Annotated in this window: 33 protein-coding genes; 30 read left to right on the forward strand and 3 right to left on the reverse strand. The window is 61.1% G+C overall.

Going from position 1 to position 19,455, the window contains the following annotated elements; all coding sequences use genetic code 11:
• The 30 genes from AC1RTA_RS04070 to rplQ form a co-directional block, all read left to right on the forward strand.
• The coding region (locus AC1RTA_RS04070) for an EF-Tu C-terminal domain-related protein (RefSeq protein WP_198525954.1) at window positions 1-70 on the forward strand (70 nt) is incomplete at its 5' end.
• 53 nt (window positions 71-123) lie between these two features.
• Complete coding sequence (gene rpsJ, locus AC1RTA_RS04075) at window positions 124-435, forward strand: 30S ribosomal protein S10 (protein WP_014235480.1); 312 nt, start codon at window positions 124-126, stop codon at window positions 433-435.
• A 109-nt stretch (window positions 436-544) separates the two neighbouring features.
• Window positions 545-1,183, forward strand: a complete 639-nt coding sequence (rplC, locus tag AC1RTA_RS04080) for a 50S ribosomal protein L3 (protein WP_014235479.1) — start codon at window positions 545-547, stop codon at window positions 1,181-1,183.
• Window positions 1,184-1,192: 9 nt separating this feature from the next.
• On the forward strand, window positions 1,193-1,813 hold the full coding sequence (gene rplD / locus AC1RTA_RS04085; protein WP_014235478.1) for a 50S ribosomal protein L4: 621 nt from the start codon (window positions 1,193-1,195) through the stop codon (window positions 1,811-1,813).
• Window positions 1,810-2,106: a 50S ribosomal protein L23 gene (gene rplW / locus AC1RTA_RS04090; RefSeq protein WP_014235477.1), complete on the forward strand. Its 297-nt coding sequence runs from the start codon at window positions 1,810-1,812 to the stop codon at window positions 2,104-2,106. The genes rplD and rplW overlap by 4 nt, the downstream gene beginning before the upstream one ends.
• Window positions 2,107-2,110: 4 nt before the next feature.
• Complete coding sequence (gene rplB, locus AC1RTA_RS04095) at window positions 2,111-2,938, forward strand: 50S ribosomal protein L2 (protein WP_014235476.1); 828 nt, start codon at window positions 2,111-2,113, stop codon at window positions 2,936-2,938.
• 13 nt (window positions 2,939-2,951) lie between these two features.
• Window positions 2,952-3,227 (forward strand): 30S ribosomal protein S19, encoded by a 276-nt coding sequence (gene rpsS / locus AC1RTA_RS04100; RefSeq protein WP_014235475.1) that lies wholly within the window; start codon window positions 2,952-2,954, stop codon window positions 3,225-3,227.
• A gap of 10 nt (window positions 3,228-3,237) precedes the next feature.
• Window positions 3,238-3,567 carry a 50S ribosomal protein L22 gene (rplV, locus tag AC1RTA_RS04105; protein WP_014235474.1) on the forward strand — a complete coding sequence of 110 codons (330 nt, stop codon included), beginning with the start codon at window positions 3,238-3,240 and terminating at the stop codon, window positions 3,565-3,567.
• A 9-nt stretch (window positions 3,568-3,576) separates the two neighbouring features.
• Complete coding sequence (gene rpsC / locus AC1RTA_RS04110) at window positions 3,577-4,413, forward strand: 30S ribosomal protein S3 (RefSeq protein ID WP_130459234.1); 837 nt, start codon at window positions 3,577-3,579, stop codon at window positions 4,411-4,413.
• Complete coding sequence (rplP, locus tag AC1RTA_RS04115; RefSeq protein WP_014235472.1) at window positions 4,400-4,813, forward strand: 50S ribosomal protein L16; 414 nt, start codon at window positions 4,400-4,402, stop codon at window positions 4,811-4,813. Before rpsC ends, rplP begins: the two co-directional genes overlap by 14 nt.
• Window positions 4,814-4,816: 3 nt before the next feature.
• Complete coding sequence (gene rpmC, locus AC1RTA_RS04120) at window positions 4,817-5,011, forward strand: 50S ribosomal protein L29 (protein ID WP_014235471.1); 195 nt, start codon at window positions 4,817-4,819, stop codon at window positions 5,009-5,011.
• Window positions 5,008-5,274 (forward strand): 30S ribosomal protein S17, encoded by a 267-nt coding sequence (gene rpsQ, locus AC1RTA_RS04125; protein ID WP_014235470.1) that lies wholly within the window; start codon window positions 5,008-5,010, stop codon window positions 5,272-5,274. Before rpmC ends, rpsQ begins: the two co-directional genes overlap by 4 nt.
• Window positions 5,275-5,435: 161 nt before the next feature.
• Window positions 5,436-5,804, forward strand: a complete 369-nt coding sequence (gene rplN / locus AC1RTA_RS04130) for a 50S ribosomal protein L14 (protein ID WP_014235469.1) — start codon at window positions 5,436-5,438, stop codon at window positions 5,802-5,804.
• A gap of 9 nt (window positions 5,805-5,813) precedes the next feature.
• Window positions 5,814-6,131 carry a 50S ribosomal protein L24 gene (gene rplX / locus AC1RTA_RS04135; RefSeq protein ID WP_014235468.1) on the forward strand — a complete coding sequence of 106 codons (318 nt, stop codon included), beginning with the start codon at window positions 5,814-5,816 and terminating at the stop codon, window positions 6,129-6,131.
• Between the two features lie 9 nt (window positions 6,132-6,140).
• Window positions 6,141-6,680, forward strand: coding sequence for a 50S ribosomal protein L5 (rplE, locus tag AC1RTA_RS04140; protein WP_014235467.1), 540 nt, complete (start codon window positions 6,141-6,143; stop codon window positions 6,678-6,680).
• 7 nt (window positions 6,681-6,687) lie between these two features.
• A complete protein-coding gene (gene rpsN, locus AC1RTA_RS04145) occupies window positions 6,688-6,993 on the forward strand; it encodes a 30S ribosomal protein S14 (RefSeq protein ID WP_014235466.1) in 306 nt (101 codons plus the stop codon).
• A 15-nt stretch (window positions 6,994-7,008) separates the two neighbouring features.
• Window positions 7,009-7,404 carry a 30S ribosomal protein S8 gene (gene rpsH, locus AC1RTA_RS04150; protein ID WP_014235465.1) on the forward strand — a complete coding sequence of 132 codons (396 nt, stop codon included), beginning with the start codon at window positions 7,009-7,011 and terminating at the stop codon, window positions 7,402-7,404.
• A gap of 9 nt (window positions 7,405-7,413) precedes the next feature.
• Entirely contained in the window at window positions 7,414-7,944 is a 531-nt protein-coding gene (rplF, locus tag AC1RTA_RS04155) for a 50S ribosomal protein L6 (RefSeq protein ID WP_014235464.1), read from the forward strand.
• A 12-nt stretch (window positions 7,945-7,956) separates the two neighbouring features.
• A complete protein-coding gene (gene rplR / locus AC1RTA_RS04160; RefSeq protein WP_130459319.1) occupies window positions 7,957-8,310 on the forward strand; it encodes a 50S ribosomal protein L18 in 354 nt (117 codons plus the stop codon).
• 29 nt (window positions 8,311-8,339) lie between these two features.
• The gene (gene rpsE / locus AC1RTA_RS04165) at window positions 8,340-8,864 is read left to right on the forward strand and encodes a 30S ribosomal protein S5 (RefSeq protein ID WP_014235462.1); all 525 of its coding nucleotides are present in this window, start codon (window positions 8,340-8,342) and stop codon (window positions 8,862-8,864) included.
• Between the two features lie 3 nt (window positions 8,865-8,867).
• On the forward strand, window positions 8,868-9,050 hold the full coding sequence (rpmD, locus tag AC1RTA_RS04170; RefSeq protein ID WP_014235461.1) for a 50S ribosomal protein L30: 183 nt from the start codon (window positions 8,868-8,870) through the stop codon (window positions 9,048-9,050).
• A 1-nt stretch (window position 9,051) separates the two neighbouring features.
• Window positions 9,052-9,486 (forward strand): 50S ribosomal protein L15, encoded by a 435-nt coding sequence (rplO, locus tag AC1RTA_RS04175; protein ID WP_014235460.1) that lies wholly within the window; start codon window positions 9,052-9,054, stop codon window positions 9,484-9,486.
• 32 nt (window positions 9,487-9,518) lie between these two features.
• Complete coding sequence (gene secY, locus AC1RTA_RS04180; RefSeq protein WP_014235459.1) at window positions 9,519-10,844, forward strand: preprotein translocase subunit SecY; 1,326 nt, start codon at window positions 9,519-9,521, stop codon at window positions 10,842-10,844.
• 27 nt (window positions 10,845-10,871) lie between these two features.
• Window positions 10,872-11,090 carry a translation initiation factor IF-1 gene (gene infA / locus AC1RTA_RS04185; RefSeq protein ID WP_014235458.1) on the forward strand — a complete coding sequence of 73 codons (219 nt, stop codon included), beginning with the start codon at window positions 10,872-10,874 and terminating at the stop codon, window positions 11,088-11,090.
• A 79-nt stretch (window positions 11,091-11,169) separates the two neighbouring features.
• Entirely contained in the window at window positions 11,170-11,283 is a 114-nt protein-coding gene (rpmJ, locus tag AC1RTA_RS04190; protein WP_014235457.1) for a 50S ribosomal protein L36, read from the forward strand.
• 98 nt (window positions 11,284-11,381) lie between these two features.
• A complete protein-coding gene (rpsM, locus tag AC1RTA_RS04195) occupies window positions 11,382-11,744 on the forward strand; it encodes a 30S ribosomal protein S13 (protein ID WP_014235456.1) in 363 nt (120 codons plus the stop codon).
• Between the two features lie 11 nt (window positions 11,745-11,755).
• Complete coding sequence (gene rpsK / locus AC1RTA_RS04200; protein WP_014235455.1) at window positions 11,756-12,145, forward strand: 30S ribosomal protein S11; 390 nt, start codon at window positions 11,756-11,758, stop codon at window positions 12,143-12,145.
• A gap of 10 nt (window positions 12,146-12,155) precedes the next feature.
• Window positions 12,156-12,785 carry a 30S ribosomal protein S4 gene (rpsD, locus tag AC1RTA_RS04205; protein ID WP_014235454.1) on the forward strand — a complete coding sequence of 210 codons (630 nt, stop codon included), beginning with the start codon at window positions 12,156-12,158 and terminating at the stop codon, window positions 12,783-12,785.
• 37 nt (window positions 12,786-12,822) lie between these two features.
• Window positions 12,823-13,797, forward strand: a complete 975-nt coding sequence (locus tag AC1RTA_RS04210) for a DNA-directed RNA polymerase subunit alpha (protein WP_014235453.1) — start codon at window positions 12,823-12,825, stop codon at window positions 13,795-13,797.
• Between the two features lie 28 nt (window positions 13,798-13,825).
• Window positions 13,826-14,224, forward strand: coding sequence for a 50S ribosomal protein L17 (rplQ, locus tag AC1RTA_RS04215; RefSeq protein ID WP_014235452.1), 399 nt, complete (start codon window positions 13,826-13,828; stop codon window positions 14,222-14,224).
• Between the two features lie 95 nt (window positions 14,225-14,319).
• On the opposite strand, the gene AC1RTA_RS04220 is transcribed toward rplQ, so the two are convergent.
• The 3 genes from AC1RTA_RS04220 to AC1RTA_RS04230 are packed head-to-tail and all read right to left on the reverse strand — an operon-like array spanning window position 14,320 to window position 19,453.
• Window positions 14,320-15,858: a SpoIIE family protein phosphatase gene (locus AC1RTA_RS04220; protein WP_492784023.1), complete on the reverse strand. Its 1,539-nt coding sequence runs from the start codon at window positions 15,856-15,858 to the stop codon at window positions 14,320-14,322.
• Window positions 15,855-16,748 (reverse strand): ATP-binding response regulator, encoded by an 894-nt coding sequence (locus AC1RTA_RS04225; protein ID WP_416243720.1) that lies wholly within the window; start codon window positions 16,746-16,748, stop codon window positions 15,855-15,857. Before AC1RTA_RS04225 ends, AC1RTA_RS04220 begins: the two co-directional genes overlap by 4 nt.
• Entirely contained in the window at window positions 16,745-19,453 is a 2,709-nt protein-coding gene (locus tag AC1RTA_RS04230; RefSeq protein WP_492784024.1) for a CHASE domain-containing sensor histidine kinase, read from the reverse strand. The genes AC1RTA_RS04225 and AC1RTA_RS04230 overlap by 4 nt, the downstream gene beginning before the upstream one ends.
• Between the last annotated feature and the right edge of the window lie 2 nt (window positions 19,454-19,455).

The following is a 19,455-nucleotide window of genomic DNA, read 5'->3' on the forward strand; positions in this document are numbered from 1 at the left end:
TCTGCGCTTCGCTATCCGCGAAGGCGGCCGTACCGTCGGCGCCGGTGTGGTTGCCAAGATCATCGAGTAATTTTTACATTCGGGGCGGGCTTTCACCCGCCCCATCGCTCTTTGGGAAATATCATGCAAAACCAGAAAATCCGTATCCGTCTGAAGGCCTTTGACTACCGCCTGATCGACCAATCCGCTCAGGAAATCGTTGAAACCGCCAAGCGTACCGGTGCTGTGGTTCGTGGCCCCGTGCCCCTGCCCACCCGCATCCAGCGTTACGACGTGCTGCGTTCCCCGCACGTGAACAAGACTTCCCGCGATCAGTTCGAGATCCGGACCCATCTGCGCCTGATGGACATCATCGATCCGACCGACAAGACTGTTGATGCTCTGATGAAGCTCGACCTGCCGGCTGGTGTTGACGTCGAAATCAAGTTGCAATAAGCGACTGGTTGCGTATATAATCCACCGCTTTTCCGCGGGCGACTCCGTTTGGTGTCGCCCATTTTGACTTACTTGTCGGCCAATCGCAGCCGGCATTTGGAGAATAACCATGAGTCTAGGCCTTGTTGGGCGCAAGGTCGGCATGACGCGCGTGTTCACTGATGACGGTGCTACCGTCCCGGTGACTGTGCTGGACGTGTCGAACAACCGTGTGTCCCAGATCAAAACGCCTGAAACCGACGGCTATGCCGCCGTTCAGGTGACTTTCGGCAAGCGTCGTGCCTCCCGCGTCAACAAGTCTCTGGCTGGTCATCTGGCCAAGGCTGGTGTTGAAGCTGGGCACGTGCTCAAAGAATTCCCCGTGACCGCTGAGCAGCTCGCTGGCCTGAAGGCTGGCGATCAGATCGCTGTCACAATCTTCGCTGTTGGCCAGAAGGTCGATATCACCGGCACCTCCCAGGGTAAGGGTTTTGCCGGCGCTATCAAGCGTCACAACTTCAGCTCCAACCGCGCCAGCCACGGTAACTCCGTGTCTCACAATGCTCCTGGCTCCATCGGTATGGCGCAGGATCCGGGTCGCGTGTTCCCGGGTAAGCGCATGGCCGGTCACCTGGGTGCTGTGAAGAGCACTGTGCAGTGCCTGGAAGTGGTTCGGGTCGACGTCGAGCGCCAGCTGCTGCTGGTGAAAGGCGCTGTTCCCGGCTCCAAGGGCTCCGACGTCATTGTGCGTCCGGCAGTCAAGGCTTAAGGGGGCGTGATGGAACTGAAAGTTATCAACGAAAACGGTCAGGAAGCTGCCAAGCTGCAGGCTTCCGATGCCCTGTTCGGCCGCGAGTACAACGAAGCGCTGGTGCACCAGGTGGTTGTTGCCTATCAGGCCAATGCCCGTAGCGCCAACCGCAAGCAGAAGGATCGCTCCGAAGTCCGGCACACCACCACCAAGCCCTGGCGCCAGAAGGGTACCGGTCGCGCACGTTCCGGTAGCAATGGCAGCCCGCTGTGGCGCGGAGGCGGTCGCATTTTCCCGAATTCCCCTGAGGAGAACTTCTCCCAGAAGGTGAACAAGAAAATGTACCGCGCTGGTCTGGCTTCCATTCTTTCCCAGCTGGTCCGTGATGACCGTCTGGCCGTGGTGGAAAACCTCTCTGTCGAGGCGCCCAAGACCAAGCTGTTCGCCCAGAAGATCAAGGGCATGGGCTACGAGTCCGTGCTGGTGATTACCGATTCCCTGGATGAGAACGTCTTCCTGGCTTCCCGCAACCTGCCCAATGTGCTGGTTCTGGACGTTAGCGAAGCCGATCCCGTGTCCCTGGTGCGCTTCCCCAAGGTCCTCGTGACCAAGGGTGCTGTGGCCAAGTTTGAGGAGCTGCTGGGATGAGCCAAGAACGTCTGCTGCAGGTGCTGCTGGCGCCGCAAATCTCCGAAAAGGCGACTTTCATCGCCGACAAGAACGAGCAGGTGGTTTTCAAGGTTGCCTCCGACGCAACCAAGCCGGAAATCAAGGCTGCTGTTGAGCTGCTCTTCAAGGTGCAGGTCGAGTCCGTTCAGGTGGCCAACGTCAAGGGCAAGGAAAAGCGCTTCGGTCGTTTCATCGGCCGCCGCAAGAGCTGGAAGAAGGCTTACGTCAGCCTGAAGCCGGGCCAGGAAATCAATTTCGCGGCCGGGGAGTAAGAACATGGCATTGATCAAAGTTAAACCGACTTCCGCCGGCCGCCGTGCCGTCGTGAAGGTCGTCAACCCCGATCTGTACAAGGGTAAGCCGTTCGCCGGCCTGCTCGAGAAGCAGACCCGCGGTTCCGGTCGTAACAACAACGGTCGCATCACCGTTCGCCACAAGGGCGGCGGTCATAAGCAGCACTACCGTGTTGTCGACTTCAAGCGCAACAAGGACGGCATTCCGGCCAAGGTCGAGCGCCTCGAGTACGATCCCAATCGTTCCGCCAACGTGGCTCTGCTGTGCTACGCCGACGGTGAGCGCCGTTACATCATTGCCCCCAAGGGCATGGTGGTCGGCCAGCAAGTGATCTCCGGCTCCGAAGCTCCGATCAAGTCCGGCAACGCCCTGCCGATTCGCAACATTCCGGTGGGTAGCACCATTCACTGCGTGGAAATGCTGCCCGGCAAGGGTGCTCAGCTGGCTCGCGCCGCTGGTACTTCCGTGCAACTGCTGGCTCGTGAAGGCTCTTACGCTCAGCTGCGTCTGCGCTCCGGTGAAATCCGCCGTGTGCACGTCGAATGCCGTGCCACCATCGGTGAAGTCGGTAACGAAGAGCACTCCCTGCGTTCCATCGGTAAGGCCGGTGCCATGCGCTGGCGCGGTGTTCGTCCGACCGTTCGTGGCGTGGTCATGAACCCGGTTGATCACCCCCACGGTGGTGGTGAAGGCCGTACCGCAGCTGGTATGCATCCGGTTAGTCCTTGGGGTACCAAGACCAAGGGTTATCGTACCCGTCGTAACAAGCGCACGAACTCCATGATCGTGCAGCGTCGTCACAAGCGTTAAGGGGTAGAGATCTATGGGACGTTCTGTAAAAAAGGGCCCGTTCGTCGATGCCCACCTGCTGAAGAAAGTCGACGCCGCTCGTGCTGGCAACGACAAGCGGCCGATCAAGACCTGGTCTCGCCGCTCCACCGTGCTGCCGGATTTCGTCGGTCTGACCATTGCCGTGCATAACGGCAAGCAACATATTCCGGTGTATGTCACCGAAAACATGGTCGGCCACAAGCTCGGCGAATTCTCCCTGACCCGTACTTTCAAGGGTCATACCGCCGGCAAGAAGGCGAAGAAGTAAAGGAGTGCAAATGGAAACTCGTGCTATTTTGCGCGGCGTCCGCCTCTCCGCCCAGAAGGGTCGCCTCGTGGCTGACCTGGTTCGCGGTAAGCCGGTGGGCCAGGCGCTCAACATCCTGGGCTTTGCTCCCCAAAAGGGCGCAAAGATCGTTAAGAAGGTTCTGGAGTCTGCCATCGCCAACGCCGAGCATAATGACGGCGCCGATATCGACGAACTGAAGGTCAAGACCATTCACGTCGAGCAGGGTACGTCTCTGAAGCGCTTCACCGCTCGGGCGAAGGGTCGTGGCAATCGCATCATCAAGCAGACCTGCCACATTTTCGTGACCGTCGGGAACTGAGGAAGAGTTATGGGACAGAAGATTAATCCTACCGGGTTCCGCCTCAGCGTGAACCGTAACTGGGCTTCCCGCTGGTACGCGAACAGTCAGAACTTCGCCACCATGCTGAACGAAGACATCCGGGTCCGTGACTACCTCAAGAAGAAGCTGGCACATGCGTCCGTCGGCCGCGTTCTCATCGAGCGCCCCGCCAAGAACGCCCGCGTCACCATCTTCTCCGCCCGTCCGGGCGTGGTTATCGGCAAGAAGGGCGAAGAGATCGACAACCTGCGCGCCGAACTGCAGCGCATCATGGGTGTGCCGGTCCACGTCAGCATCGAAGAAATCCGCAAGCCGGAACTCGATGCCCAGCTGATCGGCGACTCCATCGCCCAGCAGCTGGAAAAGCGGATCATGTTCCGTCGTGCCATGAAGCGTGCCATGCAGAACGCCATGCGTCTGGGTGCCCAGGGCATCAAGATCATGAGCTCCGGCCGTCTGAACGGTGCTGAAATCGCCCGTACCGAATGGTACCGCGAAGGTCGTGTGCCCCTGCACACCCTGCGCGCCGACATCGACTACGCTACCTCCGAAGCCCGCACCACCTACGGCATCATCGGTATCAAGGTCTGGGTGTTCAAGGGTGAAATGTCCGCCAACGGCCAGCCCGCTGTCGTGGCTCCGGAAGCCGGTGCCGACGAGCAGCGCAAGCCCCGTCGCTCCGCCAAGCCTGGCGAAGGTGCCGACAAGCCCAAGACCACTCGTACTGTGAAGGCCAAGGCTGAAGGTGAGGCCAAGGCTGCGGAGGGCGACAAGGCCCCCGCCAAGCGCGTAAGAAAGGCAGGTAACAACGATGCTGCAGCCTAATCGCAGAAAATACCGCAAGGAGCAGAAGGGCCGTAACACCGGTCTGGCTACCCGCGGTGCCAAGGTTAGCTTTGGTGAATTCGGTCTCAAGGCCATCGCCCGCGGGCGTCTGACTTCCCGTCAGATCGAAGCTGCGCGTCGTGCCATGACCCGTCACATCAAGCGGGGCGGCCGTATCTGGATCCGCGTGTTCCCGGATAAGCCCATTTCCAAGAAGCCTGCCGAAGTCCGTATGGGTAACGGTAAGGGTAATCCGGAATACTACGTGGCTGAAATTCAGCCGGGTAAGGTTCTGTACGAGATGGACGGTGTGGATGAGGCTCTGGCTCGCGAGGCGTTCGCCCTTGCTGCTGCCAAGATCCCCTTCGCTGTCACCTTCGTGACCCGTCAGTTGGGGTAATCCATGAAAGCCAATGAGTTGAAAGCGAAGAGCGTCGAAGAGCTGAACACGGAGCTGGTTGAGCTCCTGAAGGCCCAGTTCAGCCTGCGCATGCAGGCTGCGACGCAGCAGCTGGCCAATACCAGCCAGCTGAACAAGGTGCGCAAGGATATTGCGCGTGTTCGTACCTTTATGCGTGAAAAGGCGGTACAGCAATGAGCGAGACCACCAGCATCAAGCGTACCCTGATCGGTCGCGTGGTCAGCGACAAGATGGAAAAGACCGTCACCGTCCTGATCGAACGTCGCGTGAAGCACCCGGTTTACGGCAAGATCGTGACCAAGTCCAAGAAATATCACGCGCACAACGAAAACAACGAAGCCAAGGCTGGCGACCTGGTGGAGATCGAGGAAACCCGTCCTCTGTCCCGCACCAAGGCCTGGCGCGTTACCAAGCTGCTGGAAAAGGCAACCATCATCTAATGATGGGCAAGCCCGAAAGGGCTTGCGCGTTTTCTCAGGAGCGTGTACTATCCCGCTTCTTCGAGGTGCCCGGTGTCAGCCGGGCTCCTTTGTTTTAGTTCCTCCCCCCTTCGGGGTCCAAGACTGCCTGCGATCCGTTGCGGGAAAAGTTGGAGTTAATAATGATTCAGATGCAGACGATTCTGGACGTCGCCGATAATACCGGTGCGCGTTCGGTGATGTGTATCAAGGTCCTGGGCGGCTCCAAGCGTCGCTATGCGGCCGTTGGTGACATCATCAAGGTGTCCATCAAGGACGCCGCTCCCCGTGGTCGCGTGAAAAAGGGTGATGTGTATAACGCCGTGGTGGTTCGTACCGCCAAGGGCGTGCGTCGTCCCGATGGCTCGCTGATCAAGTTCGACAACAACGCGGCGGTGCTCCTCAATGCCAAGCTGGAGCCCATTGGTACCCGTATCTTCGGGCCGGTTACGCGCGAATTGCGTACCGAGCGCTTCATGAAGATCGTGTCCCTGGCGCCCGAAGTGCTGTAAGGAGCGGTGATGGAAAAGATTCGCAAGGGTGACGAGGTTGTCGTCATCGCCGGCAAAGACAAGGGCAAGCGCGGTACCGTTGCTCGCCGTGTCGATGCCGAGCATGTGGTGGTCGAGGGTGTGAACCGTGCCAAGAAGCACGTCAAGCCCAATCCCATCAAGGGCGTGGTTGGTGGCATCGTCGACAAGGACATGCCCATTCACATCTCTAACGTCGCGCTGTTCAATGCTGCGACCCAGAAGGCTGACCGCGTTGGCTTCAAGATTCTTGAAGACGGCAAGAAAGTGCGCGTGTTCAAGTCCAATGGCGAAACCCTGGACGCTTAAGGAATAGTCATGGCGCGTTTTTTCGACTACTACAAAGCTAGCGTGGTGCCTGAGCTGACCAAGCAGTTCGGCTACAAGTCCGTTATGGAAGTGCCGCGCATCACCAAGATCACCCTGAACATGGGTGTCGGCGAAGCTGTTCAGGATAAGAAGATCCTGGAAAATGCCGTCGGCGACATGCAGAAGATCGCTGGTCAGAAGCCCGTTGTCACCAAGTCCCGCAAGTCCATCGCTGGCTTCAAGATTCGTGACGGCTACCCCATCGGTTGCATGGTCACCCTGCGTGGCCCCCGCATGTTCGAGTTCCTGGATCGCCTGATCACCGTTTCCCTGCCCCGCGTGCGTGACTTCCGCGGCGTGGCTGGCAAGGGCTTCGACGGCCGTGGCAACTACAACATGGGTGTGAAAGAGCAGATCATTTTCCCCGAAATCGAGTACGACAAGATCGATGCTCTGCGCGGGATGAATATCAGCATTACCACCACCGCGAAGAGCGACGAGGAAGCCAAGGCCCTCCTGTCTGCCTTCAAGTTCCCCTTCAAGAATTGAGGCGATAATGGCAAAACTGTCACTCATCAATCGCGAAGAGAAGCGTCGCGCGCTCGTGGAAAAGTACGCTGCCAAGCGTGCTGCCCTGCAGGCCGTTATCGACAATCAGAGCCTTTCTGACGCCGAGCGCTTCGAGGCTCGTCTGAAGCTGCAGGCACTGCCGCGCAATTCCAGCCCCGCCCGTCTGCGCAATCGTTGCCAAGTAACCGGTCGTCCGCGCGGTGTTTTCCGCAAGTTCGGCCTGTGCCGCAACAAGCTCCGTGAAGCCGCCTTCAAGGGCGAGATTCCCGGTATGACCAAGGCCAGCTGGTAAGCAGGAGGAATAAAGATGGCTATGAGCGATCCGATCGCGGACATGCTGACCCGCATCCGCAACGCCCAGCAGGCCGAGAAGGCATCCGTAACGATGCCCTGCTCCAAGCTGAAAGTGGCGATTGCCGACGTCCTTAAGGGCGAAGGTTATATTGATGATTTCGCCGTGCGCGAAATCGAAGGCAAGGCTTCTCTGGAGATTGCCCTGAAGTACTACGCCGGCCGCCCGGTTATTGAGCGCATCGAGCGCGTCTCCCGGCCTGGTCTGCGTGTTTACAAGGGCAGCCAGGATATTCCGCGTGTTATGAATGGCCTGGGCGTGGCAATTGTGTCCACCCCCAAGGGCGTCATGACCGACCGCAAGGCACGCACCCAGAACGTGGGTGGCGAAGTCCTCTGCATCGTTGCGTAAGGGGGAACCATGTCCCGTGTAGGTAAGAATCCGATTTCGCTGCCCAAGGGTGTGGAAGTTGCTCTGGGTGAAGAGATCTCCGTCAAGGGCCCCCTTGGCGTGCTGAAGCTGAAGGCCAACCCGGCTGTGGTCGTGAAGGTCGAGGGCGAGCAACTGGTTTGCTCCCCGGTGGAAGGCGTTGAAGGTGCTGGTGCTCTGTGGGGCACCATGCGTGCCAATCTGAACAATATGGTGACCGGTGTTACCAAGGGTTTTGAGCGCAAGCTGACGCTGGTCGGCGTGGGTTACCGTGCTCAGGCCCAGGGCGACACCCTGAACCTGACCCTCGGCTTTTCCCATCCGGTGGCCCACAAGATGCCTGCTGGCGTCAAGGTGGAGACTCCGAGCCAGACTGAAATCCTCATCAAGGGTGTGGACAAGCAGGCGGTGGGGCAGGTAGCGGCTGAAGTTCGCGCTTATCGTAAGCCTGAACCCTATAAGGGCAAGGGCGTGCGGTATGCCGACGAAGTGGTCGCGCTCAAGGAAACCAAGAAGAAGTAAGGTGGCGAAATGATTGACAAAAAACAGTCGCGCTTGCGTCGTGCCCGTAAAACCCGGGCCAAAATCGCCGAGCTGAAGGCCGTCCGTCTGTGCGTGTTCCGCACCAACAGCCACATCTATGCTCAAGTTATTTCTCCCTGCGGGTCCAAGGTTCTGGCTGCTGCCTCTTCCCTGGAACCTGAAGTGCGCAAGGATCTGCCGAATGGCGGCAATGTGAATGCTGCTGCCACCATCGGTAAGCTCATCGCCGAGCGCGCCAAGAAGGCGGGCATCGAGCAGGTCGCTTTCGACCGTGCCGGCTTCCAGTACCACGGTCGTGTCAAGGCCCTGGCTGAAGCCGCACGCGAAAACGGTCTGAAGTTCTGATCGGCCTGAAGGAAAGTTCGAGGTTAATTATGGCAAAACCGCAAACCAAGAAGCCCCAGCAGGCAGACGAGCGCGACGACGGTCTGCGCGAAAAAATGATCTCCATCAACCGCGTCACCAAGGTGGTGAAGGGCGGCCGGATTCTGGGCTTCGCCGCCCTGACCGTGGTGGGTGATGGCGACGGCGGCGTTGGCATGGGCAAGGGCAAGTCCCGCGAAGTGCCCGTTGCCGTGCAAAAGGCAATGGACGAAGCCCGTCGCAAGATGGAAAAAGTCAGCCTGAAGAACGGCACCCTGCAGCACGCCGTTGTTGGTAAGCATGGTTCCTCCACCGTTCTGATGATGCCCGCTGCCGACGGTACCGGCATCATCGCCGGCGGTGCCATGCGCGCCGTGTTCGAAGTGATGGGTGTGACCAACGTCGTGGCCAAGGCTCACGGCTCCACCAATCCTTACAACATCGTCCGTGCCACTCTGAACGGCCTGCTGGCGATGAACACTCCGGCGGAAATTGCTGCCAAGCGCGGCAAGTCCGTTGAAGACATCCTGGGGTAAGAAATGGCTGAGAAGACTATCAAGGTTACGCTCGTCAAGAGCCTGATCGGCACCAAGCAGGACCACCGCGCCACCGTGCGCGGCCTGGGCCTGCGCCGGCTGAACTCCTCTTCCGTGCTGCAGGATACGCCTGCTGTGCGCGGCATGATCAACAAGGTTTCGTACCTGCTGAAGTGCGAGGGCTAACATGCAACTGAATACCATCAAGCCCGCAGAAGGCGCCAAGCACGCCAAGAAGCGTGTCGGTCGCGGTATCGGCTCCGGCCTGGGCAAGACCTGTGGCCGTGGCCACAAGGGTCAGAAGTCCCGTTCCGGCGGCTTCCACAAGGTTGGTTTCGAAGGCGGTCAAATGCCTCTGCACCGCCGTCTGCCGAAGCGCGGTTTCGTCTCCCTGACGAATGCCCGCAACGTGGAAGTTCGTCTGTCCGAGATCCAGGGTCTGCCCGTCGACGAGATCGATCTGCTGGTACTGAAGCAGGCCGGTCTGGTGGCTGGCAATGCACTGTCCGCCAAGGTCATCCTGTCCGGTGAGATCAGCCGCAAGGTTGCGCTCAAGGGCGTGGGTGCCACCAAGGGTGCCAAGGCCGCCATCGAGGCTGCCGGCGGCTCCGTGGCTGAGTAATCGTTTCTAACGTAGCGCGAGGAAGTTCGGTTTTGGCGACCAATAACGTAGTCAGCAAAGGCGGCAAGTTCGGCGATCTGAAACGCCGTCTGTGGTTCCTGCTTGGTGCCCTGGTCGTTTATCGCATCGGCGCCCACATCCCGGTTCCCGGGATCGACGCCAATGTGCTGGCCGAACTCTTCCAAAGCCAGCAGGGCGGCATCCTGGGCATGTTCAACATGTTCTCCGGTGGCGCCCTGTCTCGCTTTACCATTTTCGCCCTTGGCATCATGCCCTACATCTCCGCCTCCATCATCATGCAGTTGATGGCGGTGGCCAGCCCTCAGCTCGAGGCGCTGAAGAAGGAAGGTGAAGCCGGGCGGCGCAAGATTACCCAATACACCCGCTATGGCACAGTGGCGCTCGCCCTGTTTCAGGGGTTGGGCATCGCAATTGCCCTTGAGGCACAGCCCGGGCTGGTCCTGGAGCCTGGCTTCCTGTTCCGCCTGACGACCGTGGCCACCCTGCTGACGGGCACCATGTTCCTGATGTGGCTGGGCGAACAGATTACCGAACGTGGTCTGGGCAACGGTATTTCCATCATCATCTTTGCCGGTATCGCTGCGGGTCTGCCCAACGCCATCGGCGGCCTGCTGGAGCTGGTTCGTACCGGTGCCATGCATCCGCTGACCGCAATCGTGATTTCGATTCTGGTGTTCTTCGTCACCGCCTTTGTGGTGTTCGTCGAGCGGGGCCAGCGCAAGATTCTGGTCAACTATGCCAAGCGCCAGGTTGGCAACAAGGTTTATGGCGGTCAGAGCTCCCATCTGCCGCTGAAGCTGAACATGGCTGGTGTCATTCCCCCCATCTTCGCTTCCTCGATCATTCTTTTCCCGGCGACCGTTGCCGGCTGGTTCGGTTCCGGCGAATCCATGCGCTGGCTGAAGGACTTTGCCGCCACCCTGTCGCCTGGCCAGCCGATCTACGTGATGCTCTACGCCGCCGCGATCGTCTTCTTCTGCTTCTTCTACACCGCCCTGGTTTTCAACTCCAAGGAAACCGCGGACAACCTGAAGAAGAGCGGGGCCTTCGTGCCCGGGATTCGTCCTGGCGAGCAGACTGCCCGCTACATTGACAAGATTCTCATGCGCCTGACCCTGGTTGGCGCCGGCTACATCACCCTAGTGTGTCTGCTGCCCGAGTTTCTGATTTTGAAGTGGAACGTGCCGTTCTATTTCGGTGGTACTTCCTTGCTGATTATCGTGGTCGTGACCATGGATTTCATGTCCCAGGTCCAGGCCTATGTCATGTCCCATCAATACGAAAGCCTGCTCAAGAAAGCTAACTTCAAGGGCGGTGGCTTCCCGGCAATGAAGTAGGCCGGCTCCAGACAGACCAGAGCTAGGATGGCGAAGGAAGATCTGATTGAAATGCAGGGGGAGGTGGTAGAAAACCTTCCCAATGCGACGTTCAGAGTGAAGCTGGAAAACGGCCACATGGTCCTCGGCTTCATATCCGGCAAGATGCGGATGCATTACATCCGTATCCTGCCAGGCGACAAGGTGACGGTGCAGTTGACGCCCTATGATTTATCCCGGGCCCGCATCGTTTTCCGCGCCAAATAAGGTTTCAAGAATCTCTACGCTAAGAAGTAATCGGGTTAATGGCTGGCTGCGCCAAGCGCCCTGAATCAAGGAGCTAAAAATGAAAGTGCTGGCATCGGTAAAAAAGATTTGCCGCAACTGCAAGATCATTCGTCGCAATGGCATTGTGCGCGTGATTTGCACTGATCCGCGCCATAAGCAGCGCCAGGGCTAATTGCAACCGGCGAAAGCTGGTGTTGCGTCGATATTCGGGTTGAATCGAAGTACGATTCATCGGTATAATTGTAGGTTTCGCTTTTCCGGGGTGACTTAATGGCCCGTATCGCTGGGGTAAATATTCCCAACCACAAACACGCTGAGATCGCGTTGACCGCGATTTTCGGCGTTGGTCGCACCCGCGCACAGAAGATCTGTGACGCAGCGGGTGTCGTTCGTTCGACCAAGGTGAAGGACCTGTCCGACGCCGAGATGGAACGCCTGCGTGATGAAGTTGGTAAGTTCACTGTCGAGGGTGACCTCCGCCGTGAAGTGACCATGAGCATCAAGCGTCTGATGGACCTTGGCTGCTATCGTGGCCTGCGTCACCGCAAGGGTCTGCCCGTGCGTGGTCAGCGTACCCGCACCAACGCGCGTACCCGCAAGGGCCCGCGCAAGGCTGTCCAAAAGGGCAAATAAGAGGATAGGAAATGGCTAAGACTGCTGCCAAAGTACGTAAAAAGGTCAAGAAGAACGTGGCCGAGGGCATTGCCCATATTCACGCCTCGTTCAACAACACCATCATCACCATCACCGACCGTCAAGGTAATGCCCTGTCTTGGGCAACCTCCGGTGGTGCTGGCTTCAAGGGCTCTCGCAAGTCCACTCCGTTTGCCGCTCAGGTGGCAGCCGAGGCTGCCGGCAAGGCTGCTCAAGAGTGTGGCGTGAAGAATCTGGAAGTGCGCATCAAGGGACCCGGCCCCGGCCGCGAATCCGCCGTGCGCGCCCTGAACGCCCTGGGTATGAAGATCACCGCAATCTCCGACGTGACGCCTGTGCCGCATAACGGCTGCCGTCCGCCGAAGAAGCGTCGCATTTAAGGAGTGACTCGTGGCTCGTAACCTCGATCCGAAATGCCGTCAGTGCCGCCGCGAAGGCGAAAAGCTCTTCCTCAAAGGCGAGAAGTGCTACACCGACAAGTGCTCTGTTGAGCGCCGTGCCTACGCCCCCGGTCAGCATGGTCAGAAGTCTGGCCAGCGCCTGTCCGACTACGGCGTGCATCTGCGTGAAAAGCAGAAGATCCGTCGCATCTACGGCGTGCTGGAAGGCCAATTCCGTAGCGTGTACAAAGAAGCCGACCGTCGTAAGGGCGTGACCGGCGAAAACCTGCTGCAGCTGCTGGAGTCCCGTCTGGATTCCGTGGCCTATCGCATGGGCTTCGGCGCTTCCCGCTCCGAATCCCGCCAGATCGTCCGTCACAACGGCGTGCTGGTGAATGGCAAGCGTGTGAACATCCCCTCCTACCAAGTTCGCCCCGGCGACGTGGTGGAGCTGACCGAGCGCTCCCGTGGTTCCCTGCGTGTGAAGGCTGCCCTGGCGGCTGCCGAATCCCGCGGCTTCCCCGAGTGGCTGGATGTGGACGCGAAGAATGGCAAGGGCACCTTCAAGGCTGCTCCGATCCGTTCCGAACTGCCTTCCACCATCAACGAAAGCCTGGTCATCGAACTTTATTCGAAGTAATGCCAGGCAGGCTGACTGAACAGGCAAAGGACAGCACATGCAAAGCACTGGACTTCTGAAACCGCGCATCATTGATGTGCAGAGCCTGTCGCCGGTACAGGCCCGGGTTGTGATGGAGCCGTTTGAACGCGGCTACGGTCACACCCTGGGCAATGCCCTGCGGCGTATTCTGCTTTCCTCGATGCCCGGCTACGCGCCGACCGACGTGAGCATCGACGGCGTCCTGCACGAGTACTCGACCATCGATGGCGTGCAGGAAGATGTCGTTGATATCCTTCTGAATCTGAAGGGTATCGTTTTCAAGCTCCACGGTCGCGACGAAGTCGTGCTGAAGCTCAGTAAGGATGGCGAGGGCATTGTCCGCGCCTCCGATATTGAGACCACCCACGACGTCGAGATCATCAACCCCGATCACGTGATCGCCCACATCTCCTCCGGCGGCAAGCTGTCCATGGAGATCAAGGTGGAAAAGGGCCGCGGCTATGTCCCCGGTACCATGCGCAATCTGGGTGATACCAAGAATATCGGCCAACTGGTGCTGGATGCTTCTTTCAGCCCGGTCCGTCGTGTCAGCTATCTGGTTGAAAGCGCTCGCGTCGAGCAGCGTACCGACCTGGACAAGCTGGTCATGGACATCGAGACCAACGGTGTTATCGAGCCCGAGGAAGCGATCCGCACTGCGGCCCGCATCCTGATGGAGCAACTGTCTGTGTTCGCCGACCTGGAAGGCACTGCCCCCATGGTCGAGGCCCAGAAGCCGGTGCAGGTGGATCCGATCCTGCTGCGCCCGGTGGATGACCTGGAACTGACGGTGCGCTCCGCCAACTGCCTCAAGGCCGAGAACATCTATTACATCGGTGATCTGATTCAGCGGACCGAGAACGAGCTGCTGAAGACCCCGAACCTGGGTCGCAAGTCGCTGAATGAAATCAAGGAAGTGTTGGCCGCCCGCGGCCTGACTCTGGGCATGAAGCTGGAAAACTGGCCGCCCGCGGGTCTGGAAAAAGTCTAACGCGGCCCGAACGAGAGAGGATTAGAAAATGCGTCACCGTAACGGTCTTCGCAAGCTGAACCGGACCAGCGCCCACCGTCTGGCCATGCTGCGCAACATGAGCAATTCCCTGCTCAAGCACGAAGTGATCAAGACCACCCTGCCCAAGGCCAAGGAACTGCGCCGCGTGGTGGAACCGATCATCACCCTGGGCAAGAAGCCCAGCCTGGCTAACCGCCGTCTGGCCTTCGACCGCCTGCGCGACCGCGATATGGTCGTCAAGGTCTTCGACGTGCTGGGTCCCCGGTTTGCCACCCGCAACGGCGGCTACCTGCGCATCCTGAAGTGCGGCTTCCGTCAGGGCGACAACGCCCCGATGGCTCTGGTCGAACTGCTGGATCGCCCGGAAGGCGAAGCTGTGGAAGTTGCCGAGGAAGCTGCAGCCTAAGGCTGAAGTCTCCCACGAAAAAAGCCAGGCGCTTGCCTGGCTTTTTTTTCGTCCTGCGTTTGCCGCAGGGCCGACACTTTTGCCTCCGTGTTGCGTCAGCAATCCAGGAGCAAAACGGAAATGTCGTCCTGGGCAGGGCTGCCGGCCAGGTGCTCGGCCAATGCCTGTTGCAGGGCGGTTAGCCGTTGTTCGGGGGGCACGCCCCGCAGGATTTCGCGCAAGCCGGCGTGGCCAAGTTGGGCACCGTTCTTCCCCTCTGCTTCCTTAAAGCCGTCGGAATAGAGCATCAGCTGATGCCCTGGTGTGCACGGGAAGGTATCAATGCTTGCCTCAAACTCATCTGTGCCGAGGATGCCGAATGGCAGGTGGCGGGAGGCGAAGGTCCGGACGACTTCCCCGTCGCCGTCCAACAACAACGATTCCGGCATGCCTCCACACCAGGCCTGGCCGGTGCCGGTGGCTGGATCAAGGAGAACCACGTTGGCCGCCACAAAGTGGCCGGTGGGCAGGGATGCCTTCAGGTGCCGGTTCATCTCCCCTACCATGCTTTCCAGGGGCAGGCCCCGATTCGCCATGCCATAGAAGACGGTGAGGAGGGGCAGGGTGCTGATGGCCGCCGTCAGGCCATGGCCCGTCGCATCTGCCAGCAGGGCTACCAGAGAACCATCCGGGGTGCGGGTGGCGGCAACCACGTCGCCGCTGAAGTTCTTGGCGGCGCTGAGCCAGTAGCGCACATGGCTATCCTGCAGTCCCGGGCGCAGCATCTGCTTGTCCAGCAGGCGGGCGGCCAACTGGTTTTCCTCTTCTGCTTGATCGTAGTACTGCTGCAGGGCCGCCGCATTCTCCATCAGCTTCATTTCGGCATTCTTGCGTTCGGTCACGTCCCGCAGCAGGCCGATGAAAATGCGCTGGGAACCGTCGCGGATTTCCGTGACCGCCAGCTCGGCGGGGAAGACAGTGCCGTCCTTGCGCAGGGCGGGGCGTTCGCGCCCGTAACCGAAGACATTGGGCGGACCGCCTTCCACGTAGGCCCGCATGTAGTCGTTGTGGCGCGAGTGATAGGGCTCGGGCATCAGCACATTGACGTTCTGGCCCCGCAGTTCCTCCGGGCGCCAGCCGAGAATCCGTTCGGTGGCCTGGTTGCAGGAGAGGATGCGGCCGTGGACGTCGATGGTGACGATGGCATCGAGGACGTTGTCGGAAATGGCCTTCAACTGCCGATAGGACTCCCGCGCCTGGCGTTGCAGGTCCAGGGCCTTGTGCATGGAGCGGATGCGGGCATCGAGCAGGGCAAAATCCAGGGGCTTGGCGAGGAAGTCGTCGCCGCCAGCCTCCAGGCCCGCCACCAGATTCTCGCGCCGGTCGAGGGCCGAGAGGAAAATGATGGGCACCCAGCGATCCAGCTTTTCTGCCCGGATACGCCGTGCCACCTCCATGCCGTCGAGGACAGGCATCATGATGTCGAGCAGCAGCAGGTCGGGCTGGTGGCGGTGGAACAGATCCAGGGCCTGCTGGCCGTCCTCGGCTGCGATCACCTGGTGTCCTTGGCGCCCCAGCAGGGCCAGCAGAATCTGGCGGATGCTGGGGGAGTCGTCGGCCACCAGAATGCGCAGGGGCGGGCTCTTGCGCGTCACGGGAGCGTCTCGCCGATGGTGGCCAGAACCACGTTGCCCTTGCCCTGGTACTGCAGGTCCTGGAAGCTGCCCAGGCGGGCCATGGCAATGCCGCGGCCGTTGGGGTCGAAGGCCCGGGCCGGATCGAAATCCAGGTAGCGGTTCCAGTCGAAACCCTCGCCCTGGTCGGTGATGCAGATGCGGATGGTGCTCCCGTCCCGTTCGAAAGTGACATCCACCCGCTTGCCTGCATTCTCGGGCAATTGCAGGCGGCGGCTGATTTCCTCCTGCCAGCGGTCACTGCGTTTCAGGGAGGATTTCTCCTCATAGGAAATGCCCAGGTTGCCGTGCTCGATGGCATTGACCAGCAACTCGGACAGTCCGAGGACGGCCCCTTCCGGTTCGGGACAGGCCTGGGCCAGGAAGACGGCCAGGCAGCCGACTTCGTCCAGGGTAGACAGGCTGAAACGGGCCGACTCCATCAGGCGCAGGGCATTGGTGTGCTCGCGCAGGCGCTGTTGCAGATCGCGGCGGGTGTTGCCGTCGGTGAGAGCGGCACGCACGATGGAGAGCAGGGAGTCCCTCTCATAGGGCTTGGTCAGGTAGTACAGGGCGCCGGCCAGCAGTCCTTCCCGCACCTGTTCTGGGGCGGAGGCGGCAGTCTGCATGATGACCGGAATGGGTTTGAGTTCCGGGTCGGCCTTGATGCGCTTGAGCAACTCGACGCCGTCGATGCCGGGCATCATGCGGTCGAGCAGCACCAGATCCACGTCCGGATGCTGCCTCAGCATGGCCCAGGCCACCTCGCCGTTCTCCGCCATGCTCAGGCGGTAGCCCTGACCGTCGAAATACTCGGACAGGATTTCCAGGTTGAGGGGCTCGTCGTCCACTATCAGCAGGTGATGGGTCATGCTCTATCCTCGATGGAGGGGCTGGCTTCCGGGGTCGGCAGGGTCACGGCGAGGCAGGTGCCGGGGCCGTCGTTGCCTCTGGCCACAATGGTACCGCGATGGGCCAGGGCGATTTCGCGACATATTGCCAGCCCGAGGCCGGTGCCGCCGGCGCCGGTCTTGGTTTTGCTGCTCTGGGCGAACTTGTCGAAGACCAGTTCCCGTTCGTCCACCGGAATGCCGACCCCTTCGTCGCGTACCGTCATCTCCACGGCGCTGCGACTGCCCCGGTCGCCGCTGCGGCGGCCCGAAGAGAGCGTGGTGGGGGCAAAGCCCACCTGGATGACGCCGCCAACGGGGGAGAACTTGATGGCGTTGGAGAGCAGGTTGCGGATCAGCTGGCCGAAGCGCAGGGGGTCGCAGTAAACCTCTGCCGGCCCCCGTTCGTCGAGCACCAGATGCAGGCTCTTCTCCTGCAGCAGGGACTCCATTTCGCCGGCGGCCTCCCGGATAAGGGGGCGCAGATTCACCGGCCTCGGCTCGAAAGACATCTTGCCCGCCTCCAGCTTGGACAGGTCGAGCAGGTCGTTCACCAGGGCCAGAAGCCGCTCCCCGCTTTCCCGGATGCGCTGGAAATAGTGGTTGAGCTTTTCCGCCCCCGGAATGCTGCCGGCCCGACTCAGGCCCAGGCCGGCAAAGCTGAGGATGGCGTGCATCGGGGTGCGCAGTTCATGGGACATGTTGGCGAGGAACTCGGACTTGGTGTGGTTGGCATACTCCGCCGCCTCCTTGGCCACCAGCAGGTCGGCGCTGCGCTCGCTGACCAGCTCCTGCAGATGGTCCCGGTGTCGGCGCAACTCGGCCTCCGCCGTCTTCAGGGCGGTAATGTCCACGGCCACGCCGAGGAAGCCGGTGACGTTGTGGGCTTCATCGTAGACGGCCGTCACCACCAGGCTCACCGTCAGGTGGCTGCCGTCCTGGCGTACATAGGTCCACTCGCGCCGCTCCGCTCCGGTGAGGCGGGCCCGGGTGACGAAGACCTCGAAGCCCTGGATCTTCCAGCCGAACTCCCGGCTCAGTTCGGCAGCCCTGGCCTCCACCTCCTCCGGCAGGTGCAGGATGGCGGGGGTGGCCTGGCCGACCATGGCCGCAGCGTTGTAGCCGAGCATTTTCTCCGCCCCCCGGTTGAAGACCGTGATCAGACCTTCGGTGTCGGTGGTGATGATGGAGACTTCGGTGGCCGAGTCGAACACCGACTTCATGCGGGCGTTGGCCTGCAGCAGGGCCTGCTGGGTGCGGCGCACCTCGGAGACGTTGCGCACCACCATCAGGTAGCCGCCTTCGCCGATGGCCGTGATGCGGGCCTCGTACTCGCCGATTTCGCCGTCGTGGCGGGGCAGCTGGTACTCCATGATCTGCAGCCGCACGCCGGCATCGATCCGGTCGCAGCACTGCTCCAGCTGCATTACCAGGGAGGCCGGCAGGATGTCCCGGGGATGGCGGCCGAGGAAGCTGTGGGGCGGCACGAACAGCTCGCCTTCGTTGGGGGCGTGGTAGTGGCGGAAGCAGCGGTCCCGGTCCAGCTCGAACATGAGGTCGGGCAGGGCGGCGAAGACGCCGGTGAGGCGGCTGTTGGCCTCTGCCCATTCGTGGCTGAGGCGGCGGGCCAGCTGTTCGGCAAAGCTGCGCCGGCTGCCCAGACGCAGGGTCAGGAGGGCCAGCAGCATGCTGATGGCGGTGCCGGAAAAAAGCAGGATGCGGGAACTGGGCAGCTCGGGGCCCTGCTCCGGCGGGTCCTGGCTTTCCAGGTGCAGCTGCCAGGAACGGCCGCCGAAGTAGAAGCTGCGCTCCTCGGACAGGGGATTGCTGGGGCCGCTGCCGCTGGCACCGTAGAGGTGCTTGGTCTGGCTGCTGCCGCCACTGTCGTCGCTGATGCGGATATTGAGTTGGGCGCTGCCGCTGAGGCTGAGGCTGTCGACGAATTCATCCACCCGGAACAGGGTGAAGACATAGCCCTGCAGTGCCTGCCGCCGCTGCTCCTGGATGGTCGGCACGCCGTTGGTGCTGTACAGGGGGGCGACCATGAGCAGGCTGGGGGAAGCATGTTCCGGGTCCGCCATCAGGCGGATGGGGCCGGACATGGCCACTACGCCCATGTCCCGGGCGGCCTGCAGTACCTCCCGGCGGGTCGGCTCGGAGGCTACGTCGAAGCCGAAGGCGCTGCGCAGGGGCGCCTCCGGCGCCATGAAGGCTACCGGGTAGTATTCATCCCGGGGTCCGGGGGGGCGCACCGAGAAACCGGTGACGCCTTCCCGCTCCCGCATGCGCTGGGTGAAGGCCGGCAAGTCGGCTGCCGCCACCCGGGGCAGGTAGCCCAGCACCAGCATGCCCGGCACCTTGCGCGACAGTTCCAGCTGTTCGCTGAACTGGTGCCAGGCCTGGCGGGAGGGATTGGGAGTGGCGTGGAGGAAGCCGGAGCCGCCGCGCAGCACCTGGGCGTAGTCGTTGAGCCGTTCCTCCATCGCCGCGGAGACCCGGGAGGCTTCCCGGGAGAAGGCGGCGCTGGCCTGCTGCTGTTCCATGTGGCGCAGCTGCTGCCAGCTGAACAGGGTCATGGCCATGGGCACCACCAGCACCACCAGGGCGGTGAGCCGCGGCGGCAGGGGCTGGCGCCGCAGCCGGCGGCGGGCGCGGGAGGGCAGGCTGGGGTGGGCGGATCTGGACATGG

The organism is Azospira sp. MPR-E4, assembly GCF_058809645.1.